This window comes from Rhizobium sp. 05N49 (genome assembly GCF_056396805.1).
Genome location: NZ_JBFTME010000004.1, coordinates 431718 through 454580, shown reverse-complemented (window position 1 = coordinate 454580; position 22863 = coordinate 431718). Strand labels below are relative to the sequence as shown.

Below are 22863 nucleotides of genomic sequence, written 5' to 3'. Positions count from 1 at the left end.
GCCATGGAAAGCCCGCTCCTGTCGCTACGCGGTATTTCCAAGAGCTACGGCCAGGTCCATGCCAACCAGCAGATCGACCTTGACGTCGCTCCCCGCTCGATCCATGCCATCCTCGGAGAAAACGGGGCCGGCAAATCGACTCTGATGAAGCTGATCTATGGCGTCGAGCAGCCGGACAGCGGAACTGTTGCCTGGAACGGGCAGAACCTCAGCCTTGCCTCTCCCGCAGAGGCAAGGCGTGCCGGCATCGGCATGGTCTTTCAGCATTTCTCGCTGTTCGAGAGCCTGACGGTCGTCGAGAATATCCGCCTGATCGTCGCCGGCAACAAAGCCGAACTTGCGGAGCGTATCCGCAAGCTCGGACACGAATTCGGCCTGGAGGTCGATCCGCTCGCCCATGTGCACTCGCTTTCGGTCGGCGAGCGACAACGCGTGGAAATCATCCGCTGCCTGATGACCAATCCGAAGCTGCTGATCCTCGACGAGCCAACATCGGTCCTGCCGCCGCAGGCCGTGGAGAAGCTTTTCGAGACCCTGCGCCGGCTGCGCGACGGCGGCGTTTCCATCCTTTTCATTTCCCACAAGCTGGAAGAAATCCAGTCGCTCTGCGACCGCGCGACGATCCTGCGCGGCGGACGCGTGACCGGTCATGTCGATCCGCGCGAGCATGATGCCCATGACCTTGCCCGTATGATGATCGGCCGTGACATGCCGGAACCCATGCCGGCGCTGCCGCTTGACGAAGGCGAGAAGCGGCTGGAACTGATAGGGCTCGATTACAGGCCGGATGATCCCTTTGCCGTGCCGCTCTCCCAGATCAGCCTTGTCGTCCGCGCCGGAGAAATCCTCGGCATTGCCGGGATTTCCGGCAACGGCCAAAGCGAGCTCGCCGCGCTGATCTCCGGCGAAACGACCGTGCCGCGCCACCAACGCGACCAGATCTTCATGATGGGCAAGGATGTCGGCATGCTCGAGCCGGCAGCCCGCCGGCAGCTCGGATTTGCCTTCGTGCCGGAGGATCGGCTCGGCCGTGGCGCGGTCCCCGAAATGTCGCTCACCCTCAATAGCCTGCTAACCGCCCATCCCCTCAGTCTCGTCAAACGCGGCCTGCTCGACAAGGCACAGGCGACCGCGTTCACCAACGAATGCATCCGTGACTACGACGTACGCACGCGCGGTCCCGAGGCAGAGGCCGGCTCGCTCTCCGGCGGCAACTTGCAGAAGTTCATCGTCGGGCGCGAAATCATGCTGGCGCCGAAGCTGCTCTTCCTCGCCCAACCTACCTGGGGCGTCGATATCGGTGCTGCCTCGGCAATCCGCAAGCGGCTTATCTCGCTGCGCAACGAAGGCATGGCAATCCTCGTCATTTCCGAGGAGCTCGAAGAATTGTTCGAGCTCAGCGACTTCATCCAGGTCCTTCACCACGGCACGCTGAGCCCGCCGCTCGTCACACGCGATACGAAGCCCGAGGACATCGGCCGATACATGATCGGCGCCCAGTCACAGCGCGAGAAAGCGATTGCATGAGCAGACCCGTGTTTGCCGCCTTGCCAACCCTTGTCCGCCGGGAACGCGCCTCGCTTGCCGCTACGCTGCTCGCCCCGCCGATCGCGCTCGCCGTCACGATCATCCTCAATCTCGGCCTTTATGTCGTCATGGGGCGTGACCCGGCCGCAGTCATCTATGCGATGCTGATCGAGCCCTTCTATTCCTGGGCGTCGTTTTCGGAGGTGCTCCTGAAGACCGGGCCGCTGCTGCTCATCGCGCAGGGGCTTGCGATCGGCTTTCGCGCCAAAGTCTTCAATATCGGCGCCGAGGGGCAATTCGTGCTGGGAGCGATCTTTGCCTCTGCCATTCCGATCTGGTGGCCGGACGCCACCGGCCAGTGGATCTGGCCGGCAATGCTGCTGCTCGGCATGATCGGCGGCGCGCTCTGGGCATCGCTAACTGCCTTCTGGCGCGTCCGGCTCAATGCCAACGAAATCCTGGTCTCGCTGATGCTGAGTTTCGTCGCCGCGCAGCTTCTCAATTATCTGCTGCTCGGCCCCTGGAAGGATCCGAATGGCTTCAACTTCCCGCAGTCGGTGATGTTCCAGTATGACGCCATGGTCCCGATCCTGTTTGAAGGAACGCGCGTCAACGTCTCGCTCATCCTCGCCGGTATCCTGTCGGTTGCAGCATGGATCTTCATGCAGAAGAGCTTCATCGGCTACAGGTTACAAGTCGGGGGACTGGCGCCACGCGCTGCAAGCTATGCCGGTTTCAAAGAGAGCTGGGCAATCTGGCTGTCGCTGCTGATCGGTGGCGCAGCCGCTGGGCTGGCGGGTTCAGCCGAAGTCGCCGGCCCGCTCGGCCAGTTGCAGCGCTCGATCTCGACCGGCTACGGCTATGCGGCAATCATCGTCGCCTATCTCGGCGGCCTGCATCCGATCGGCATCGTCATATCCTCTATCGTCATGGCCGCACTCTACATCGGCGGCGACAATGCCATGGTCTCGGCCAACCTGCCGATTGCTGCCGTCCGTGTCTTCCAGGGCAGTCTGCTGCTCATCTATCTGATTGCTGTTGCCTTCGTCCGCTATCGCCTTGCCTGGCCCCCCGCCGCCATCCGGAGCCCATCATGAATGCGATCGAGTTCATCCTGGCCGGCATGCTGGCGGCTGCGACACCCTTTCTGCTGGCGGCCCTCGGTGAACTGGTCGTTGAACGCGCCGGGGTTCTCAATCTCGGCGTCGAGGGATTGATGGCATTCGGCGCCGTCATTGCCTTCATCATCGTCTATCATGGTGGCGGCCACATCCTCGCATTTGTCGCGGCCGGGCTCGGCGGCAGTCTGCTGTCACTGATCTTTGCCGGCATCATCCTCGGCTTCAACGCGAACCAGGTCGCGACCGGGCTTGCGATCGGCATTCTCGGCCAGGGCCTGTCGGCACTCTTCGGCAAGAGCTATGAAAGCCTGACAGTCAAGGCGCTGCCGAAAATCACAATTCCGGGCCTTTCCGATATCCCGGTCGTCGGCGGCCTCTTCACACAGGATATCGTTGTCTGGCTCTCGCTTCTGGTGACGGTCGCGATCTGGGCGACTTTCGCCTATGCGAAGGTTGGACTGGTCATTCGCGCCGTCGGTGAAAACCCGAAAGCAGCCCATGCGATCGGCTACCCTGTCATCGCCGTCCGCTTCGCCGCCGTGGCATTCGGCGGAATGATGGCGGGCTTTGCCGGCGCCTATGCGTCAACGATCTATACGCCGCTCTGGGCGGATGGAATGATTGCCGGCCGCGGCTGGATCGCTATTGCGCTCGTCGTCTTCGGAACCTGGCTGACAGGCCGGATATTCCTCGGCGCGTGTCTCTTCGGTGCCGTATCGCTGATGGGGCTAGCCGCGCAGGCGACTGGGCTCGACGTGCCCTCGCAGTTGCTGGCGTGCCTGCCCTATATGGTAACGATCGTCGTCCTCGGCATCATCTCCGCGGACCGCCGCCTGTTGAAGCTAAACGGCGTCGCTTCGCTCGGCGAGCCGTTCGAACGGTAGAGGAGGTGCGGCCGTCGGCGCCGGCCGCAGGCGCGATCAATCGTGCCTTGTAAGGAAGGCAGAAACAACGTCCAGGCAAAGCTCGCGTTCCTCGACATGCGGCATGTGGCTGGAATTCTCGAAGAGCACCCATTCGCAACCCTGCACATGATCGACATAGGGTTTGACGACGAGCGGAGTCGCCTCGTCATATTTGCCAGAAATCAGAAGCGTCGGCGCCTCGATGAGCGGCAACCGATCTTCGATCGTCCAGTCCTTCATCGTGCCGATGACGTGAAATTCAGTCGGACCGTTCATGTTGCGGTAGACGGTATTGTCCTCGTCCATGATCGCAAAAGTGCGCGCGACTTCCGGCGGCCAGGGAGAAACCCGGCAGACATGCCGGTCATAAAAGACGCGCGACGCGGCAATATAGTCCGGATCGGTGATGGTTCCGGCTTCCTCGTGTTTCAGAAGCGTGTCCTGCACCGCCTGCGGCAGCTCTCGACGCAAGCGGTTCGCTTCGGCCACCCAGGTATGCATGTTGGCCGGCGAATTGGCGATGACGAGCGCCTTCAGGCCCTTTGGCCGGCGCACCGCATGTTCGGCACCGAGCATGCCGCCCCAGGACTGGCCGAGGAAGGCATACCGATCCTGAATGCCGAGATGTTTCAGAAGCGCATCGAGTTCTTCGAGGAAGAGCGCCGGCGTCCAGAAATCCGGTCCCTTGTCGGTTAGTCGCGTGGAATTGCCGTTGCCAAGCTGATCGTAGTGGATGACAGCGCGGCCATCGAGCTCCGCAATACCCTTGAAGGAATCGACATAATCATGCGTGCAGCCGGGGCCGCCATGGGCAACGACAAGCGGCAACATGCCGGAATCGAGCGAACCGGTGATGCGATACCAGGTCTGATATTCGCGAAACGGCAGAAAACCTTCCTTCGTCGAAACTGCGGCCACTTATATCTCCATCCTCTAGCGCAATGATGGAAAAGCATAACGTGGCCGAAAAGCCGAAGGCAGCTATTAGAAGTTATAGGATGGGCGGTCTTCCAGCAGCCGGTAATGGGTGGCGCGCACCACTGCCTGCGTGCGGTTGCGGGCGCCGAGCTTCTTGGCCGCCGCATTGAGATGCATGACGACCGTCGGCACGGAACGATTGATGATGCGCGAAATTTCCTTGGCCGAAAGTCCCTCTGCCGAATGGCGCAGGCATTCCCGCTCCCGCTCTGTCAAACGGACCTTGCCGACCCGCAGCGCCTCAGCATCGAAAAGCGAATAGGCGGCCTCATGGAAGACATGGGCCAGCAGATTGAAATCGGCGATATAACGTAGTGCGTGGTGCTCGAAATCGCTGTCAACGCCGAAACGGATGCCGGTCACAGTCGCATAATCGCCGCGCGGCATATGGACGGGAACCGTCACGCCCGTCGACATGTCGCGCTCGTTGAGGAAACGCGTCACCGGCGCCGTGTCGTCACTCATGAAGCGGTTGATCAGAGTGTCGGCGTCCCTGTCATAGTTCCAGAAGAAGGGCGCCGAGGTGCGCAAGGCCACCTGTTGCACCGGATCGATGCGGAAATAGCCGCGGTCGAACCAGTATTCGCGCATATCTTCGGAGATATTGCGCAGCTTTAACATCGACGGAATCATGATCCCTCCGTCGATGTCATAAGGCACCGGCGTGTAGTCGTAGATCAGGGCCTCGAAACCGATCTCTTTCATTGCCGCGAAAACCTGATCGATACGCCCGTCCAGCGTCTGATGGGCTGAGAACTGCCGTCTGATCGTTCCGATTTCGTCAAGCATGGCGGACTCCCGGTGGTTCCCCACCCTATCACTTCTTATAGCTGGCGAAGAGCGTCGTTTCGGATAAAAATTTAGCCATGCCCAATTATTGAGCAAGCGAAATCTTCTGCCGGAGCGGTGAATGTGGCGTGAAATCGAGCCTGAGGCGCGACATGAGATTGAAGTCGACGGCTACAAGGTGATTGCCTACAGCTTCGGAACCGGCAGCGAGACTGTTTTCTGCCTGAACGGCGGCCCGGGTCTGCCCTGCGACTATCTGCGCGAGGCTCATTCCTGTCTCATCGACAAGGGTTACCGCGTTGTCGCCTTCGACCAGCTCGGCACCGGCGCCTCCGACCGGCCGACCGACGCATCGCTCTGGACCATCGGCCGCTATGTCGAAGAAACCGAGACGGTGCGAAAGGCGCTGGGTCTCGGTAAAGTCCATATGCTCGGCCACTCCTGGGGCGGCTGGCTCGCGATCGACTATGCACTGACCTATCCGGAAAACCTGCAGACGCTGATCCTCGAAGATACCGTCGCCGATATGCCGCATCTGATCTTGGAGCTGGAGCGGCTCCGGGCCGCCCTCGGGCCTGAGACGGTGGCGATGATGCAGAAGCATGAGGCGCAGGGAACCTACAATCATCCCGAATATCTCGCGGCCGTGACCATCCTGAACTATCGCCACGTCTGCCGCCTGCCGGATTGGCCGGCGCCGGTGCGCCGCTCATTGGATGACTGGAACATGGGTCCCTATGAGACCATGCAGGGGCCGAACGAATTTCTCTATATCGGCAATCTGAAGGACTGGAACCGTATTCCCGACCTGCCGCGGGTGAAGGCGCCGGTATTGATTACGACGGGCGAACATGACGAGTTGACGCCGGCCTGCGCGCTGCGCATGAAGCTTGCGTTGCCAAATGCCGAACTCAAGGTTTTCGCAAACGCCAGCCACATGCCGTTCTACGAAAACCCGCACGACTATTATCCCGCACTGGTCGATTTTCTATCGCGGCACAGGGCAAGCTGATGCAAGATCAGGTGATCGGAACCCGCCGGAGACAAGGGGGCGAGCGCCGCCATGCATCGCTATAAATTCATACTGACCCGGCCGGTCCAGTTTCTGCCCGTTATCTTCGGCATCAGCGTCATCACCTTCATCCTGGTGCGATTGATCCCCGGCGATCCCGCCCGCAACATTCTCGGCACGCGGGCAACACCGACGGCTCTTGCCAATATCCGCGCCCAATACGGCCTCGATCAGCCCATGTGGCTGCAATACTTTTACTTCCTCAAGAACCTCGCGAATGGCGAGATGGGCAAGTCGATCCTCTACAAGATCGACGTATTTCCGCTGATCGCCACGCGCATCGAGCCGACGATCGCGCTGGTACTGACAAGCGTCATCCTGTCGATCCTGATCGCCGTGCCGATGTCGGCGATTGCAGCTCGCAACGCTGGCCGCGCGCCTGATCATGCAGTACGCGTCATCTCCACATTCGGGATCGGCTTTCCGCCTTTCTGGCTCGGCCTGATGCTGATCATTTTTTTCAGCGTCGAACTCGGCGTCCTGCCCGTCTCCGGCTACGGCACGACATTTACCGACAAGCTCTCTCATCTCATCCTGCCGGCGTTGACCGTTGCGTTGTCGCTCTCGACGGTGCTGACCCGCAGCCTGCGCTCCGCGATGATCGAATCCCTGAAATCGGATGTAGCGACAGCCGCTCGCGCCCGCGGCATGCCTGAGAGTGTCGTCTTCTGGCGCCACGTCCTGCCGAATTCGCTGGTACCGACAATCAATCTTCTGGCCGTCAACATTGGCTGGCTGATCGGCGGCACCGTCGTCGTGGAAAGCGTCTTTGCTCTTCCCGGTATGGGGCAATTGCTGGTGCGCGCCATTTTCTCGCGCGACTATATGGTCGTTCAGGGTGTAGCGATGACATTTGCCTGCGCCACCGTGCTCGTCAATTTCATTGCCGATATCGTCACCGTCGCTGTCGATCCGAGGGTGAAGCTATGAGCGTCGAGGCCTTCGCTCCATCTCCGGTCGCCTGGCGCCGTTTCCTCGGCCGCCGGCTGACACTCGTCGTCGGCGCCGGCATTCTCCTGTTCTTCCTGCTTCTGGCGATCGCCGCTCCATTGGTCGCACCGTATGATCCGATCCTGCAGAATGCCGATGTGCGGCTACAGCCGCCCTCCTTCGCCCATCTCTTCGGCACAGACAATTTCGGCCGCGACATACTTTCGCGCGTCATATGGGGTGCCCGCATCGACCTGCAGATCGCCGTCATCGGTGTCATCTTCCCGTTCCTGATCGGCACGACGGTCGGCACCATCGCCGGCTTCTTCGGCGGCATCGTCGATGCGGTTTTCATGCGCCTCGTCGATATCATTCTCGCCTTCCCGTTTCTTGTCTTGATGCTGTCGATCATCGCCATTCTCGGCCCGGGCCTCAGCAGTTTCTACGTTGCCATGGCGCTGGTCGGCTGGGTCTCCTATGCACGCCTCATCCGCGCCCAGATGCTGGTCCTGAAAAGCAGTGACTACGCGGTCGCAGCCGTCAGCCTCGGCTTCAGCCGTTTCAGGATCATGTTCCGCCACCTTCTGCCGAACGCCATTGCCGGCTCCATCGTCTTTTCCATGTCTGATGCCACACTGGTGCTGCTCAGCGGCGCGGCCGTCAGCTATCTCGGCCTCGGTGTGCAGCCGCCGCTCGCCGAGTGGGGCGTCATGGTCGCGGAAGGGCAGAGCTTCATCACAACGGCATGGTGGATCACGCTTTTCCCAGGCCTATCCATCGTCTGCCTCGCCTTCGGCTTCAGCATGCTGGGTGATGCGCTCGGCGAACTTCTCGGAGTTCACGAATGAGCGCTTCGGTCCTTTCCGTCCGTGACCTGACAGTCAGGGTTCATCTCGATAGCGGCGCGCGGACGCTGATCGACCATGTTTCGCTTGATCTCGCCAAGGGCGAAATCCTCGGCCTGGTTGGTGAGAGCGGCTCGGGAAAGAGCCTGCTCTGCCGCTCGCTCGTCCGGCTGCTGCCCTCCTCTCTGATCAAGATCGAGGGCGGCGCCGTCCTGCTCGAAGGGCGTGATCTGACGACGGCAAGCGAAGCCGAGATGCTGGAAGTTCGGGGCAGCGAGATCGGCATGATCTTCCAGAACCCGACGAGCCACCTCGATCCGGTCATGCGCATTGGCGACCAGATTTCCGAGGGCATCCGCTATCATCAAGGGCTCGGCGCCAAGGAAACACGAGCGGCGGCGATCGAGATCCTGACGCAGGTTGGCTTTCCCGATCCCGTTCGCCAATATGACAGTTATCCGCACGAGTTTTCCGGCGGCATGCGCCAGCGCGCCATGATCGGCGTGGCGCTCTCCTGCGACCCGAAGATCCTGATCGCCGACGAGCCGACGACGGCACTCGACGTGACGATCCAGGCGCAGATCCTGAAACTCTTGCTGGAGATCCGAGAAAAGCGCGGCCTGTCGATCATCCTCATCACCCACGATCTCGGCATCGTCGCCCAGACCTGCGACCGCATCGCCGTCATGCGCAACGGCAAGCTGCTTGAACAGGGGCCGAAACGGACGATCCTCTCCCGGCCGCAGGACGCCTACACCATCAATCTGATCAACAGCCATCCCTCCATGCCGGACGAGGCGCAAATGCCGGAGCCGCTGCTCGCGTCTTCGGCAGCATCGACCAAGCCGCTTCTCGAGATCGACGACCTGCATGTGCGTTTCAAGGTTGGTGGCAGCCTGTTCAAGAGCAGTGCCAATACGGTAAGCGCCGTTTCCGGTGTCAGCCTGCAGGTCATGCCGGGCGAAACCATAGGCATCGTCGGCGAATCCGGCAGCGGCAAGAGCACACTCGCACGCGCCGTGCTAGGGCTGACGCCGATCTCCTCAGGCCATGTGTCCTTCGGAGGGATCGATCTCGCGCAGCAGCGGGCCGCCGGTCTCGCAAAGCTGCGGCGCGAGACGGCCATGGTCTTTCAGGACCCTTATAACGCACTCAATCCGCGCCTCACGATCGGGCAGATGCTTGCCGAGGTGCTGAAGGTGCAGGGCAAGGTGCCGGCATCGGCCATTCCGGAGAGGATCGGCGAATTACTCGATCTTGTCGGGCTGGAGCGAGAGTTTGCAAATCGCAAACCCCGCAGCATGAGCGGTGGTCAGTGCCAGCGCGCCGGGATTGCCCGGGCGCTCGCTGTCGATCCGAAGCTCATCATTGCTGACGAATGTGTTGCGGCCCTCGACGTCACGATCCAGGCACAGATCATCGCGCTTTTCCGCGAACTAACCGCAAGAATGAACCTGACGCTGATGTTCATCGCCCATGATCTGGCGATCGTGCGCAATCTCTGCGAACGCGTGGTCGTCATGTATCGTGGCGAGATCGTCGAAGAAGGCCTCTCGAAAGAGGTCTTTGCGCGGCCGAAACATCCCTATACCGCGGCGCTGATCGCCGCCATTCCCGATATCGATCCGGACAAGCCGCTTCTGAGCAGCGCCAGCCTGGAAGACGAGCTGCAATCGATGCCGGCACTACCCGTCAAACGCATGCCATAACAACGAAGGGAACGAACGCATGATCACCAGATGGAAATCAATCGGGCTTGCAGCGCTTCTTGCGGGCCTGACGCTCAGTGCATCCTATGCCGAAGCCGCCGGTGTGCTCACCATCGGCCGTCGCGAGGATTCGACGACATTCGACCCGATCAAAACGGCGCAGAACATCGACAACTGGGTCTTCTCCAACGTCTATGACGTGCTGATCCGCGTCGACAAGACCGGCACCAAGCTGGAGCCCGGCCTGGCAGAGAGCTGGACGGCGTCCGACGACGGACTGACCTATGTCTTCAAGATCCGCGATGCGAAATTCTCCGACGGCTCGCCGCTGACGGCGGAAGATGCCGCCTTCAGCCTGCTGCGCATCCGCGACGATCAAGGCTCGCTCTGGAGCGATTCCTATAAGGTGATCGACACGGCCGTCGCAAGCGATCCGCATACGCTGACGATCAAGCTCAAGAACCCTTCCGCGCCCCTCCTGTCGACGCTGGCACTGCCGAATGCATCCGTCATTTCCAAGGCCGGCATCGAATCCATGGGGGCCGACGCCTACGCTGAAAAGCCCATTTCGTCAGGCGCCTTCACCGTAGAGGAATGGCGCCGCGGCGACCGCATCATCCTTAAGAAGAACCCGAATTTCTGGCAGGCAGACCGGGTAAAGCTCGACGGCGTCGAGTGGATCTCGGTGCCTGACGACAATACCCGCATGCTGAACGTACAGGCAGGCCAGCTCGACGCGGCGATCTTCGTGCCCTTTTCGCGCGTCGAGGAGTTGAAGAAGGACGCCAACCTCAACGTATTGGCCGATCCTTCGACCCGTGAGGACCATCTGCTGATCAACCATGCCCATGGCGATCTCGCCAAGAAGGAAGTACGCCAGGCGCTCGACATCGCAATCGACAAGAAGGCAATCGTCGATGCCGTCACCTTCGGCCAGGGCACGGTCGCCAATTCCTACGTTCCGAAGGGCGCGCTCTATCATTACGCCGACAATCTGCAGCGCCCCTATGACCCAGAAAAGGCCAAGAAGATGCTGGCCGACGCCGGCGTCACCAACCTGACACTGAACTACCTGATCCGCGCCGGTGACGAGGTGGACGAGCAGACCGCCGTACTGGTGCAACAGCAGCTCGCCAAGGCCGGCATCACTGCTAACCTCCAGAAGGTCGACCCGAGCCAGGAATGGGACATGACGGTTGCCGGCGATTACGATATCTCGGTCAACTACTGGACCAACGACATTCTCGACCCGGACCAGAAGACGACCTTCGTGCTCGGCCACGATTCCAACAACAACTACATGACGAACTACAAGAACGATGTCGTGAAGGAGCTGGTCGCCAAGGCCCGCCTGGAACTCGATCCGAAAAAGCGCGAGCAGATGTATATCGATCTGCAGAAGACCGCCAAGGACGACGTCAACTGGATCGATCTCTACTACAGCCCCTACATCAACGTCGCACGCAAGAACATCGATAACTTCTACCAGAACCCGCTCGGCCGCTTCTTCCTGGAAGACACGGTCAAGAACTAAGCCCCGACCTTGCTAGCGTGCTCCGCCTTTCAAGGCGAAGCACGCTTTTCACAAGGGAGCGGATATCCGGCCCCGTTAGAGAGCCGGGAGAATGGCGGCGCCTCCGCTTTCGGCGGTTTCGATCATAAGGTCGCCGCTGATCTTGCCGCCTGCTCGTAATAGCCCGAGAGCGCTCTCAGGTGGGAGGCGATACCGGACAAATCCTCCTGCGATAGTCCCGACACTTTCGTCGCCTCGACCAGAAGCCGCTCGCGGATTTCCGAATATCGCGTCAGCGCCTCCAGGCCTTTGTCGGTGACCTGGATGACTTTTTCCTTGCCGGATTTTCCGGTTTTGACGAGGCCGGCCGCATCAAGCTTTTTTACCGCGTAGTTGGCGACATGAGTGTCTTCGATATCGAGCACGAGGCAGAGGTCGGACAACGTCTTCGGCCGGCCGCGATGGCGAACCGAGTGAATGATGAGGATCTCGACGGGCGACAGACTGGGCACCCCGGCGGCAGCCATGCAGCGCACCATCCAGCGATTAAACGCGTGAGAAAAGAGGACCGATCCGTATTCGAGCTCCGAAAGAGCCGGCGAGCTGCCGAGTGCCAGATGAGCCGACGAGACGATCAGATCGCGGGGCGCCTTTTGTTCTTTCGATTTTTCCATTGAACGCACTTCCATCCCAATTGCTCAGGCATCTCTCGGTCCGTACCCGCCGCCAGTTGGCGTCACGACAGTAAAGGCCTCACCCGCTTCCAACACCGTGTGGGCAGCACCGATCAGTTCATCAATCGTACCGTCGTTTCGGCGAACGCAGTTGCGGCCGGTCTGCCCGTCTTCGCCACCTTTCAGCCCGAACGGTGCCACGCGGCGATGACCGGAGAGAACGGCAAATTCCAGCTTCTCGAGCGTGCGGATCGTTCGCTGCGTGCCGTTGCCGGAATGCCACTGACCGCGGCCACCGGAATTTGGCCGGATATGGAAATCCTCGAGCACAACGGGGAAACGGCTCTCCAGGATTTCCGGATCGGTGAGGCGCGAATTGGTCATATGCGTGTGCACGGCATCCGCACCGTTGAAGCCCGGGCCTGCCGGCGCGCCGGAGCAGATGGTTTCGTAATATTGGTACTTGTCGTTGCCGAAGGTCAGGTTGTTCATCGTGCCCTGGGCCGCGGCCATGGCGCCGACGGCACCGATCAGGCAATTGGTAACGGCCTGGCTGACTTCGACATTGCCGGCAACGACGGCTGCCGGATAAACGGGCGTCAGCATGGTGCCATCGGGAATGACGATGCGGATCGGCCGCAAGCAGCCGGCATTCATCGGAATATCGGCTTCGACCAGCACCCGGAAAACATAGAGCACGGCAGCGCGCGTCACCGGCGCCGGCGCGTTGAAATTGTCGGAGCGCTGCGCTGACGTGCCGGTAAAATCGACGGTTGCTTCGCGTTTTTCCCGATCGATGGAAATCCTGACGACGATCTTGCAGCCCTGATCCATCTCATAGGAAAATTCGCCATCCGGCAGGCGGTCGAGCACACGGCGCACGCTTTCGGCGGCGTTATCCTGCACATGGCCCATATAGGCATCGACCACGTCCTCGCCGAAGAGCGCGATCATCTTCTTCAGTTCCGCCACGCCCTTCTCATTGGCGGCAACCTGCGCCTTCAGGTCGTTGACGTTCTGCGCCAGCGTGCGCACTGGATAACGCGCACCAGTAAGCAAATCCGCAAGAGCGTCTTCGCGGAATTTGCCACGATCGAGCAGCTTGAAATTGTCGATGTAGACGCCTTCCTCCTCGATATGCGTCGCGAGAGGCGACATCGAGCCCGGGGAGATACCGCCGATATCGGCATGGTGCCCGCGGCTCGCCACCCAGAAACGGATGTGTGTGCCGGCATCGTCGAAAACGGGCGTACAGACCGTGAGATCGGGCAGATGCGTGCCGCCATTGTAGGGCGCATTGATCAGGAAGACGTCGCCCGGATGAATGACCGGATTTTCGCGGATGGCAGTGGCGACAGACGCGTCCATGGAACCGAGATGAACCGGCATATGAGGCGCATTGGCGACGAGATTGCCGTCCGCATCGAAGACCGCGCAGGAGAAGTCCAGCCGTTCCTTGATGTTGACGGAATAGGCGGTGTTCTGCAGCGTGACGCCCATCTGCTCGGCAATCGACATGAAAAGATTGTTGAAGATCTCCAGCATGACCGGATCAGCCTTGGTTCCGATCGCCGTGCGCTCCGGCAGCGCCTTGATGCGGGTGAGCACGATATGATCGTGCGCCGTCAGCTTCGCCTGCCAGCCGTCTTCCACGATGATGGTCTGGTTCGGCTCAATGATGATGGCCGGTCCGGTCACGGTCTGGCCGGGCTGAATGCCATCGCGCATGACAACCGCCGCGTCATGGCTTTCGCCCTGCGAATGGAACAGGGTGCGTCGGATGGGCAATGCCTCGCCCTCAGCCGCTTCGCCACGATCAACGTCAATTTCGGCGGCCGCGCCGCCGATGCATTCCACCTCGACGGCTTCCACGACCAATGGCTTGTCCTCGGCGATGAAGCCGAAGCGGCGCTTATGCAGGATCTCGAATTCCCTGCGCAGGCGCGCCGCGTCGTCATCCTGCGGGAACAATGCCTCGACGGCGAGCAGCGTATCGGTGCCAGCATAGCGGATATGGGCACGCAACACCGTCTTGATCTTGCCGGCCTCGACGCCCTGCGCCACCAGCTCCGGCAGGCACTCGCCCTGCAATTCTCTGCCAAGCGCTGTCATCGCTGCCGGTGCGGCCGCATCGAGCGGCACGCCGAGCGCCTTCTGGCGGGTGGAGCGGATATCGGCAAGGCCCATGCCATAGGCCGAGAGCAGGCCGGACATCGGATGAAGAAGTATGCTCTTCATACCGAGCGCATCGGCCACCAGGCAGGCATGCTGGCCGCCGGCACCGCCAAAGCAGTTCAATGCGTAACGCGTCACGTCATAACCGCGCTGGACGGAAATCTTCTTGATCGCCTCGACCATATTGGCAACGGCGATGCGGATGAAGCCGTCGGCTACCTCTTCCGGGCTGCGTCCGTCACCGATCTCCGCTGCAAGCGCGGCGAATTTCTGCCGCACCGTCTCGATATCGAGCGGCTGGTCCTGGTTCGGGCCGAAGATCGTCGGGAAGAAATCGGGCGGCAACTTGCCGGCCATGACGTTGGCATCGGTCACCGCAAGCGGCCCGCCATTACGGTAGCAGGCGGGGCCTGGGAAAGCGCCTGCGGAATCAGGCCCGACGCGGAAACGGCCGCTTTCGAAATGCAGGATAGAGCCGCCACCGGCCGCCACCGTATGGATCAGCATCATCGGTGCACGAACGCGCACACCCGCCACTTCCGTTTCGAAAGCACGCTCATATTCGCCGTCGAAATGCGCGACGTCAGTCGAGGTGCCGCCCATGTCGAAGCCGATCACGTGGCCGAAACCTGCCTGCTCGCCGGTCTTGGCGAGACCGACCACACCGCCGGCAGGGCCGGACAGGATCGCGTCCTTGCCCTGAAACATATCGGCGGCCGTAAGCCCGCCCGAAGACATCATGAACATGACGCGGGCGCCGGTTCTCGCGACGTCGAGCTCATCGGAGACCTGATGCACATAGCGGCCGAGCACCGGCGAAAGATAGGCATCGACAACAGTCGTATCGCCGCGACCGACCAGTTTGATCAGCGGCGAGACTTCATGGCTGACAGAAACCTGCTCGAAGCCGATGGCGCGCGCGATGCGCGCGGCCGCTGCCTCGTGTGCGGGATATTTGTAGGCGTGCATGAAGACGATGGCGACGGCGCGGTAACCCTTGCCTCGCAGATCGCGGAGTGCTGCTTCGGTCGCGGCTTCGTCGAGTTTTGTCTCGACGGTACCGTCGGCGAGAACACGCTCTTCGAGCTCGACCACATCCTGATAGAGCGCTTCCGGCTTGACGATCTCCGTCGCAAAGATCTTCTTGCGTTCCTGATAGCCGATGCGCAGCGCATCGCGAAAACCCTTCGTCGTCACAAGCGCCAGAGGTTCGCCCTTGCGCTCCAGAAGCGCATTGGTGGCAACGGTTGTGCCCATGCGGATCTCGCCAATCAGCCCGGACGGAATCGGCTCATCCGCCGTCAGGCCGAGATGCAGGCGAATGCCGTGCACAGCCGCATCGCGATAGGCTTCCGGGTTTTCAGACAGCACTTTGCGGGCGTGGAGTGCACCGAACGGGTCGCGCCCGATGATATCGGTGAAGGTGCCCCCACGGTCGATCCAGAAGTCCCAGCTACCAGCTGCAATGCCCGACAAAATCGCCTCCGCCGTTCGTTTCCAATATCACTAAGAAATTATCGATAAATCGTCAACGTTTTACAGAGAACAAAGTCGCCACAGCTATCGATGGAAGGACGGCGTAGCAGAAGCCGGATATTCAGGCGCATAAAATCGAACGCCGCGGCACATGGGCCGCGGCGACAAAATCGGCAGAAATCAAGGATAGTCGAAGACCGGCGCCATGAAGGCATCGGCGCCGCTATTCGATCAACGCGAGGTCAGATCGTCGGGCAGTTCGGCATTGTGGTACTTGCGATAGATGTCGCGCAGCACCTTGTTGTCGAAATTGGTCTTGACCCATTGGTCGAGCCAGGTCTTGAGACCAGCTTCACCCTTTGGAATACCGATGCCGAGATTGGTCTCCTTCTGCGTAAACTTCACCTGCAGCGGATGATCGGCCATCTTCTTGTTGATGCCGTTGATGACAGCCGACTGGCTGGAGAGGATATCGACCTGGCCGGAGACAACCGAGGTGATCAGCGTAGCGTCATCCTCGAAGCGAACGATATCGGCGCCCTTCGCATTGGCGGTGATGTCCTGGTCGTTGGTGGTCGCGCGGGTAACGCCGATGCGCTTGCCATCGAGATCGGCATAGTTCTTGATCTCAACGCTCGGCTGAGCTGCGACGACGAGTGCCAGCGTCGCATAGGGAACGGAATAATCGATCGCCTTCTTGCGTTCCTCGGTAATGCCAAGCGAAGAGACGACCATGTCGGCCTTGCCTGTCTGGACCGAGGGAACGCGCGCAGCGTTGGTGATTTCCACCAGTTCCAGTTCGACGCCGAGATCTTTGGCGATCAGCTTCGCGGTTTCGACGTCCGAGCCGGTGGGCTTGAGGTTTTCATCGACGAAGGAATATTCCGGAATGCCCATCGCGACCGCGATGCGCACCTTGCCCGCCTTCTTGATATTGTCGAGCACGTCGGCATGGGCAACACTTGCCAGCGCCAGCAAGCCTGCGCCGGCCAACAGTGCCAGTTTCGAAATCATTGTCTTCGGCATACTCCAAGTCTCCTCTACCTGATTGCCTCTGCCCGCTCTTTGTCGGGCCTCCTGTAAAACCCGCACCGGTTCATCCGGCGCAGGCAATTCCCTCCCGCAAGTACCGGGGTCTAAAGCTCTGCAGCCATGAATTCCTTGAGCTCCGGTGTCTGCGGATTGCTCAGGATATCGGCGCCACCCGTCTCCCAGACCTTGCCGGTATGCATGTAGATGACGCGGTTGGCAGCGCGCTTGGCAAAGCCCATCTCGTGGGTGACGACGATCATCGTCATGCCGCCGCGGGCGAGATCTTCCATCACGCGCAGCACCTCGCCTGTCAGCTTCGGGTCGAGAGCAGACGTTACCTCATCGAAGAGCATCACCTTCGGCTGCATGGCGAGCGAACGGGCGATTGCCACGCGCTGCTGCTGGCCGCCCGACAATTGCTCCGGATAGGCATCGATCTTTTCCGAGAGACCGACCTTGGCGAGCACCTGCCTCGCGATCTCGAAGGCCTGGTCCTTGCGCATGCCCTTCACGCGGCGCAGCGCCAGCATGATGTTTTCGGCAACCGTCATATGCGGGAAGAGGTTGTAGCTCTGGAACACCATGCCGATATCCCGGCGCAGTGTCCGGAGATCGAGCTTCGGATCTTCCACGCGGTGGCCGCACACTTCGATCGAGCCGTCCTGGATCGTCTCCAGCCGGTTGATGCAGCGAAGTGCGGTGCTTTTGCCGGAGCCGGACTGGCCGATCAGCGCCACCACCTCGCCGGCATTGATCTCGAATGAGACGCCCTTCAGCACTTCCAGAGCGCCGAAGCGCTTGACGACATTGGTGAGTTTAACGGCGACCGACATTGAGCTTCCTCTCGAGAGAGCGGCTCCAGACCGACAGCGGGTAGCACACAGCGAAATAGAGAAGCGCTGCGATGCCGAACACCAGGAAGGGCTGGAACAGGGAATTGTTGATGACCTGCGCCGCACGTGTCAGCTCCAGGAAGCCGACGACCGAGGCGAGCGAGGTATTCTTGACGAGCTGGACGAGAAAACCGACCGTCGGCGGCGTGGCGATCCTCAGCGCCTGCGGCAGGATCACGTCACGTAGCGCCTGCCAGCGCGTCAGGCCGAGACATTCGGCCGCCTCGAACTGGGTACGCGAGATCGACTCCACCGAACCGCGCCAGATCTCGCCGAGATAGGAGCTCGAATAGATCATCATGCCGAGGCCGGCCGCCACCAGCGGCGGCACCGAGATATTGATCACCCCCAGGCCGAAATAGAGGATGAACATCTGGATGAGCAGCGGCGTGCCCTGAACGATCTGGATATAGATGAGGGCAGCGCGCCGCAGCCAGAGGAAGCGCGAAATGCGGCAAAGCATCACGAAGAAGCCGGCGATGCCGCCCAGCACGAAGGCGAGTGCAGACAGCACCACCGTCCAGACGAGGCCATCCAGCAGATAGATGAGGTGATTGAAGGAAAATCCACCGAGCATGGCAACCCCTAGAGCGACGTGCCGAGCCGGCGGCGGCGCGGAAAGGCGATGAGACCGAGGCCATAGAAGCCTGCCCGCATCAGATAGGTAATGGCGATGTAGAGGACCGCGACGACCATATAGGTTTCCAGTGATCGGAACGTGTTCGACTGGATGTTGTTGGCGACGCCCGTCAGCTCCTCGGCCGAGATCTGCGAAGCGATCGAGGTGGACAGCATCATCAGGATGAACTGGCTGGAAAGCGCGGGATAGACGCGCTCGATCGCCGGCAGGAGAATGATGTCACGGTAGATCTGCAGCTTCGACAGGCCGAGCGCCTCGGCTGCCTCGATCTGGCTTGGATGGATGGAATCCATGCCTGCACGGATGATCTCGGCCGTATAGGCACCGACATTGATGACCATGGCGAAGACAGCGGCGGCAATGATCGGCAGGCGGATGCCGACCGACGACAGTCCGAAGAATATGAAGAAGATCTGCACGATGAACGGCGTGTTACGCACTGTCTCGACATAGATACTGACGAGGGCGCGCAGCGGCCCGATAGTCGAGCGACGGGCGATCGCGCAAGCAACGCCGATCACGAGACCGATGACCACCGAAAAGACGGTGATCTCGATCGTGACGAGCGCGCCCGACAGGAAATCGCTCCAATAGGGCAGCAAGGCCGAAAAATCGAACTGGTACTGCATGTCCTCCTCCGTTCCGGCCACGCCAACTCCACTGGCGCAACCTCGCCTCCCCGCAGGGATGCGTCATGTCTCCTCTCGGCTGTCGCGTCAGCGCGCCAGCCAGCCTCCATCAACCGGCAGGACCGTTCCGTGCACATAGTCCGATGCCGCCGACGCCAGGAATACCGCCGCGCCACCGATATCGCCGGGCTCTCCCCAGCGGCCCGCCGGGATGCGGGCAAGAATGCTCGCATTGCGGTCGGCATCTTCGCGTAGCGCTGTCGTGTTATTGGTGACGAAATAGCCGGGTGCGATGGCATTGACGTTGACGCCCTTGCCCGCCCATTCGCAGGCAAGCAGCCGCGTCAGACCGGCGAGGCCGCTCTTCGAGGCCGTGTAGGACGGGATGCGAATACCGCCCTGAAAGGAAAGCAGCGAGGCGATGTTGATGATCTTGCCACGCCCCTTTTCAAGCATGTGACGAGCAGCAGCCTGAGACAGAAAGAAGGCTGTCTTCAGGTTGACATTCATCACCGCATCCCAGTCTTCCTCGGTAAAATCGATCGCGTCGGCGCGGCGGATGATGCCGGCATTGTTGACGAGGATATCGAGGGCTCCAAAGCGCTCCAGCGCTTCCGCAACGATCGGCTTGACCGGCTCGATCGTGCCGAGATCGGCTTTGATGACGTGGAATTTTGCACCCGCCTTGGCGACCAGTGCTTCCGTCTCGTCCATAGACGAGCGGCCGACGGCGACGATCGAGGCACCCGCTTCGGCAAGCGCTACGGCAATGCCCTGCCCGATGCCGGTATTGGCACCGGTAACGACGGCCGTTTTTCCCGAGAGATCGAAAAGGGCCTGCATCGCCGTCACCTCAGATCGCCGATTGCGATATGGTCCATATCGGTAAAGCTCTTGTTGTCGCCGGCCATTGCCCAGATGAAGCTGTAGTTCTTCGTTCCGGCACCGGAATGGATCGACCAGGGCGGTGAGATGATCGCCTGCTCGTTGGCGACGAGCATGTGACGCGTCTGCTGCGGCTCGCCCATGAAGTGGAAGACGCGCTGGTCGGCATCGAGATCGAAATAGAGATAGGCTTCCATGCGCCGGTCATGCGTGTGGCTCGGCATGGTATTCCAGATGCTACCGGTCTCGAGGCTGGTGAAGCCCATGGTCAGCTGGCAGGACTGGCAGACCTCCGGGTGGATATATTGATAGATCGAACGCTTGTTGGCGGTTGCCGCCTCGCCCGGCGTAAGGTGCCGCGCCTTGTCACGCGTCAAAAGCACCGTCGGATGGCCGGCATGAGCGGGCGTCGAAACGAGGTAGAATTTCGCCGGATTGCCGGCATCGGCGCTTTCGAAGCTGACATCGACCGCACCCCTGCCAACATAGAGGCAATCGTACTTCGCCAGAGCGTAGCTGGTGCCATCGACGATCACGCGACCGGCGCCGCCGACATTCAACACGCCGAGCTCGCGCTCGGCCAGAAACGTTTCCTGGCCAATCGCCTTCGGCGCGGTCAGCGCGAGAGCCGCCCCGAGCGGCGCAGCGCCGCCGATCACCATGCGATCATAGTGGGAATAGGTGAGCCGGATGTCGCCAGGCACAAACACCGTCTCGACCAGGAAGTGACGCCGCAGGGTTTCCGTATCGAAACCCTTGACAGCTTCGGGATGGGAGGCGTGTCGCACGTCAATCTGCATTGGAATTATCCTTCTCTCCTCCGGAGGCCACCATCTGCGGGGCATCCTCAATGAAATAGGCTGGGTCGAGCATCTCGGCCTGTTCGACCTCGTGCAGCAGCTTGCCGAGATGGAACTCCATGGCGGCCTTTGCGCCATCCTTGTCACCCGTCCGCATGCAATCGATCACGGCTGCATGTTCGTCGATGACGCGCGTCAGGCGGCCTTGCTGCGGCAGCGTCAGCAGGCGGTAACGATCGCTGTGAACCTTGACCTGCTGGATAATTGCCCAGATGCCGGGGAAGCCGGCGATAGTGCTGATGAGCTGGTGGAAATCATTGTCGATGATATGGAAGGCTGCGACATCACCTTCACGGTGACAGGCATCGAGATCAGCAAGATTGCGCTCCAGCGCCCTTAGACCCGCCGGCGTCATCTTCTCGACCGCGATCGAAACCGTTGTATCCTCCAGCGCCTTGCGCACGAGCATCGCCTCGTAAAGCGCCCGCCGCGGAATACGGGAAACGAACGTGCCCGACTGCGGGAAGACGTCCACCAGACCGTCATCGGCAAGACGGATGATCGCCTCGCGGATCGGCGTGCGGCTGACGCCGAACTGCGCTTCGAGCTCCTTCTCGTTCAACAGCTCCATCGGCTTGCGGCGCAACGACACGATGTCATCGAGAAGCGCATTGTAGACCAGCGTCGCCGCTCGCGGTGCAGCTGCGCGCTGATGCGAGAGCACCGTGACGCCTTGAAGGGAGCGTTTCTTGCGCGTGATTCCGGTGGGCGAATTCATCGCGTCCCTTCACCGGCAAGATTTGAACATTGGGTATCTAAAGCCATCGATAACCGCCTCCCTTCGGCCTGATGAAGGAAGTAATATATTAGTATCCAACTTCTGACAAGCGCATCCTTCGTTTTCGAAAATTGCGTCGTGGAAGGGTTGGCGCGGGATGAGGGCAGCCACCAATGCTGCCCATCCTGGATGCTCGAAAGCCACAACTCATTATGCAGCCCGATGGTATGCCGCTGCTACGGCAACAACCATAGCGCGATCGCGTCAACCCGACATTCCGTAAGCGACGCCGTATTTAAGACAGCATTGAAAGACGGCTCTAATGCGCCATTTTTTGACGTAACCAGAATGGCTGTTGCAGCCCTAAAGCAGGCTCAATGCAGGGGTCGGCGTGCGGTGCCGCCGGCGCCCGGGTTCAGGATGCACCGCGACCAGAGGGAACAAAAAAATGAAAGTACTTTTGGCATCCACCATTCTCGCAGCTGGCGCCATGCTCGCGGGCGGCAGCGCCTTTGCCGCCGATTGCGGCAATATCACCATCGCAAGCATGAACTGGCAGTCGGCAGAAGTGGCTGCAAGCCTCGATAAGTTGATCCTCGAGGAAGGTTATGGCTGTTCGGCAGAAATCGTCAGCGGCGACACCGTCCCGACGCTCACCTCCATGGCGGAAAAGGGAGAGCCGGACGTTGCGCCGGAAGCCTGGGTCAGCCTGCAGCCGGAGCTGGTCAAGCGCGGCCTTGAAGGTGGCAAGGTCGTCCAGGGCGCCAAGATCCTCTCTGACGGCGCGATACAGGGCTGGTGGATTCCCAAATACATCGCCGACGCCCATCCGGACATCAAGACCATTCCTGATCTCCTGAAACATCCCGAACTCTTCCCGGCGCCGGAAGACAAGAGCAAGGGCGCCGTCTTCAACGGCCCGCAGGGCTGGGGCGGCACTGTCGTTACCGCGCAGCTCTTCAAGGCCTATGATGCGGAGAAGGCAGGCTTTACGCTCGTTGACACCGGTTCTGCCGCAGGTCTCGATGGCTCTATCGCCAAGGCCTACGAAGGCAAGCAGGCCTGGGTCGGCTATTACTGGGCACCGACCTCGCTGCTTGGCAAATACGAGATGGTCAAGCTTGGATACGGAACGGAATATGATGCGGCCGAATGGAAGCGTTGTACTTCTATTGCCGATTGCGCCGATCCCAAGCCGAATGCCTGGCCGTCCGACGATGTGCAGACGCTGATCAGCAAGAGCTTTGCCGATCGCGGCGGACCTGCCATCGATTACCTGAAGAAGCGCGCCTGGACCAATGACACCGTCAACAAGCTGATCGCCTGGATGACCGATAACCAGGCGACAGGCGAAGACGGCGCCAAATACTTCTTGAAGAACAACGAGCCCCTCTGGAAAGACTGGGTCTCGCCGGAAGCCGCCGAAAAGATCAAGGCTTCGCTCTAAGCACTCGGACATGACATGGGCAGCCTCGGCGCTGCCCAGACAATC

Annotated in this window: 20 protein-coding genes; 9 read left to right on the top strand and 11 right to left on the bottom strand. The window is 60.7% G+C overall.

The window, feature by feature from the left end:
• Positions 1 to 3 precede the first annotated feature (3 nt).
• Genes AC1DF8_RS11720 through AC1DF8_RS11710 form a run of 3 tightly spaced genes read left to right on the top strand, consistent with a single transcriptional unit; the run spans position 4 to position 3532 of the window.
• Positions 4 to 1527, top strand: coding sequence for an ABC transporter ATP-binding protein (locus AC1DF8_RS11720; protein ID WP_478153660.1), 1524 nt, complete (start codon positions 4 to 6; stop codon positions 1525 to 1527).
• Complete coding sequence (locus tag AC1DF8_RS11715; protein WP_112546330.1) at positions 1524 to 2624, top strand: ABC transporter permease; 1101 nt, start codon at positions 1524 to 1526, stop codon at positions 2622 to 2624. The genes AC1DF8_RS11720 and AC1DF8_RS11715 overlap by 4 nt, the downstream gene beginning before the upstream one ends.
• Entirely contained in the window at positions 2621 to 3532 is a 912-nt protein-coding gene (locus AC1DF8_RS11710) for an ABC transporter permease (protein WP_478153658.1), read from the top strand. Before AC1DF8_RS11715 ends, AC1DF8_RS11710 begins: the two co-directional genes overlap by 4 nt.
• A gap of 36 nt (positions 3533 to 3568) precedes the next feature.
• Here AC1DF8_RS11710 and AC1DF8_RS11705 read toward each other — a convergent pair whose 3' ends face one another.
• Both AC1DF8_RS11705 and AC1DF8_RS11700 read right to left on the bottom strand, forming a co-directional pair.
• Positions 3569 to 4471, bottom strand: a complete 903-nt coding sequence (locus tag AC1DF8_RS11705; RefSeq protein ID WP_478153656.1) for a proline iminopeptidase-family hydrolase — start codon at positions 4469 to 4471, stop codon at positions 3569 to 3571.
• A gap of 66 nt (positions 4472 to 4537) precedes the next feature.
• Positions 4538 to 5320 (bottom strand): helix-turn-helix transcriptional regulator, encoded by a 783-nt coding sequence (locus tag AC1DF8_RS11700; protein WP_112546327.1) that lies wholly within the window; start codon positions 5318 to 5320, stop codon positions 4538 to 4540.
• 121 nt (positions 5321 to 5441) lie between these two features.
• Between AC1DF8_RS11700 and AC1DF8_RS11695 the strand changes: the two genes are divergently transcribed.
• From AC1DF8_RS11695 to AC1DF8_RS11675, 5 genes are read left to right on the top strand one after another with little or no spacing between them, the layout of a single operon-like run.
• On the top strand, positions 5442 to 6332 hold the full coding sequence (locus tag AC1DF8_RS11695; protein ID WP_112546326.1) for a proline iminopeptidase-family hydrolase: 891 nt from the start codon (positions 5442 to 5444) through the stop codon (positions 6330 to 6332).
• A gap of 51 nt (positions 6333 to 6383) precedes the next feature.
• Positions 6384 to 7322 carry an ABC transporter permease gene (locus tag AC1DF8_RS11690; RefSeq protein ID WP_112969131.1) on the top strand — a complete coding sequence of 313 codons (939 nt, stop codon included), beginning with the start codon at positions 6384 to 6386 and terminating at the stop codon, positions 7320 to 7322.
• Positions 7319 to 8170 (top strand): ABC transporter permease, encoded by an 852-nt coding sequence (locus AC1DF8_RS11685; RefSeq protein WP_478153653.1) that lies wholly within the window; start codon positions 7319 to 7321, stop codon positions 8168 to 8170. The genes AC1DF8_RS11690 and AC1DF8_RS11685 overlap by 4 nt, the downstream gene beginning before the upstream one ends.
• Positions 8167 to 9876 carry a dipeptide ABC transporter ATP-binding protein gene (locus AC1DF8_RS11680; protein WP_478153651.1) on the top strand — a complete coding sequence of 570 codons (1710 nt, stop codon included), beginning with the start codon at positions 8167 to 8169 and terminating at the stop codon, positions 9874 to 9876. Before AC1DF8_RS11685 ends, AC1DF8_RS11680 begins: the two co-directional genes overlap by 4 nt.
• A 19-nt stretch (positions 9877 to 9895) precedes the next feature.
• Complete coding sequence (locus tag AC1DF8_RS11675; protein WP_478153649.1) at positions 9896 to 11410, top strand: ABC transporter substrate-binding protein; 1515 nt, start codon at positions 9896 to 9898, stop codon at positions 11408 to 11410.
• Positions 11411 to 11532: 122 nt separating this feature from the next.
• On the opposite strand, the gene AC1DF8_RS11670 is transcribed toward AC1DF8_RS11675, so the two are convergent.
• The 9 genes from AC1DF8_RS11670 to AC1DF8_RS11630 form a co-directional block, all read right to left on the bottom strand.
• Positions 11533 to 12063: a winged helix DNA-binding protein gene (locus tag AC1DF8_RS11670; protein ID WP_113145328.1), complete on the bottom strand. Its 531-nt coding sequence runs from the start codon at positions 12061 to 12063 to the stop codon at positions 11533 to 11535.
• A gap of 24 nt (positions 12064 to 12087) precedes the next feature.
• A complete protein-coding gene (locus AC1DF8_RS11665) occupies positions 12088 to 15714 on the bottom strand; it encodes a hydantoinase B/oxoprolinase family protein (RefSeq protein ID WP_478153646.1) in 3627 nt (1208 codons plus the stop codon).
• A gap of 231 nt (positions 15715 to 15945) precedes the next feature.
• A complete protein-coding gene (locus AC1DF8_RS11660; protein ID WP_112546321.1) occupies positions 15946 to 16740 on the bottom strand; it encodes a transporter substrate-binding domain-containing protein in 795 nt (264 codons plus the stop codon).
• A 110-nt stretch (positions 16741 to 16850) separates the two neighbouring features.
• Complete coding sequence (locus AC1DF8_RS11655; RefSeq protein ID WP_113014378.1) at positions 16851 to 17579, bottom strand: amino acid ABC transporter ATP-binding protein; 729 nt, start codon at positions 17577 to 17579, stop codon at positions 16851 to 16853.
• A complete protein-coding gene (locus tag AC1DF8_RS11650) occupies positions 17563 to 18216 on the bottom strand; it encodes an amino acid ABC transporter permease (RefSeq protein WP_112546319.1) in 654 nt (217 codons plus the stop codon). Before AC1DF8_RS11650 ends, AC1DF8_RS11655 begins: the two co-directional genes overlap by 17 nt.
• 8 nt (positions 18217 to 18224) lie before the next feature.
• Complete coding sequence (locus AC1DF8_RS11645; protein WP_112546318.1) at positions 18225 to 18908, bottom strand: amino acid ABC transporter permease; 684 nt, start codon at positions 18906 to 18908, stop codon at positions 18225 to 18227.
• Positions 18909 to 18995: 87 nt separating this feature from the next.
• On the bottom strand, positions 18996 to 19751 hold the full coding sequence (gene kduD, locus AC1DF8_RS11640) for a 2-dehydro-3-deoxy-D-gluconate 5-dehydrogenase KduD (protein WP_183886363.1): 756 nt from the start codon (positions 19749 to 19751) through the stop codon (positions 18996 to 18998).
• Positions 19752 to 19756: 5 nt separating this feature from the next.
• Positions 19757 to 20593 (bottom strand): 5-dehydro-4-deoxy-D-glucuronate isomerase, encoded by an 837-nt coding sequence (gene kduI / locus AC1DF8_RS11635; RefSeq protein WP_183886364.1) that lies wholly within the window; start codon positions 20591 to 20593, stop codon positions 19757 to 19759.
• Positions 20583 to 21371: a GntR family transcriptional regulator gene (locus AC1DF8_RS11630; RefSeq protein WP_183886365.1), complete on the bottom strand. Its 789-nt coding sequence runs from the start codon at positions 21369 to 21371 to the stop codon at positions 20583 to 20585. Before AC1DF8_RS11630 ends, kduI begins: the two co-directional genes overlap by 11 nt.
• Positions 21372 to 21819: 448 nt before the next feature.
• On the opposite strand from AC1DF8_RS11630, the gene AC1DF8_RS11625 reads away from it, so the two are divergent.
• Positions 21820 to 22818, top strand: a complete 999-nt coding sequence (locus AC1DF8_RS11625) for an ABC transporter substrate-binding protein (protein ID WP_112546314.1) — start codon at positions 21820 to 21822, stop codon at positions 22816 to 22818.
• The last annotated feature ends 45 nt before the right edge of the window (positions 22819 to 22863 follow it).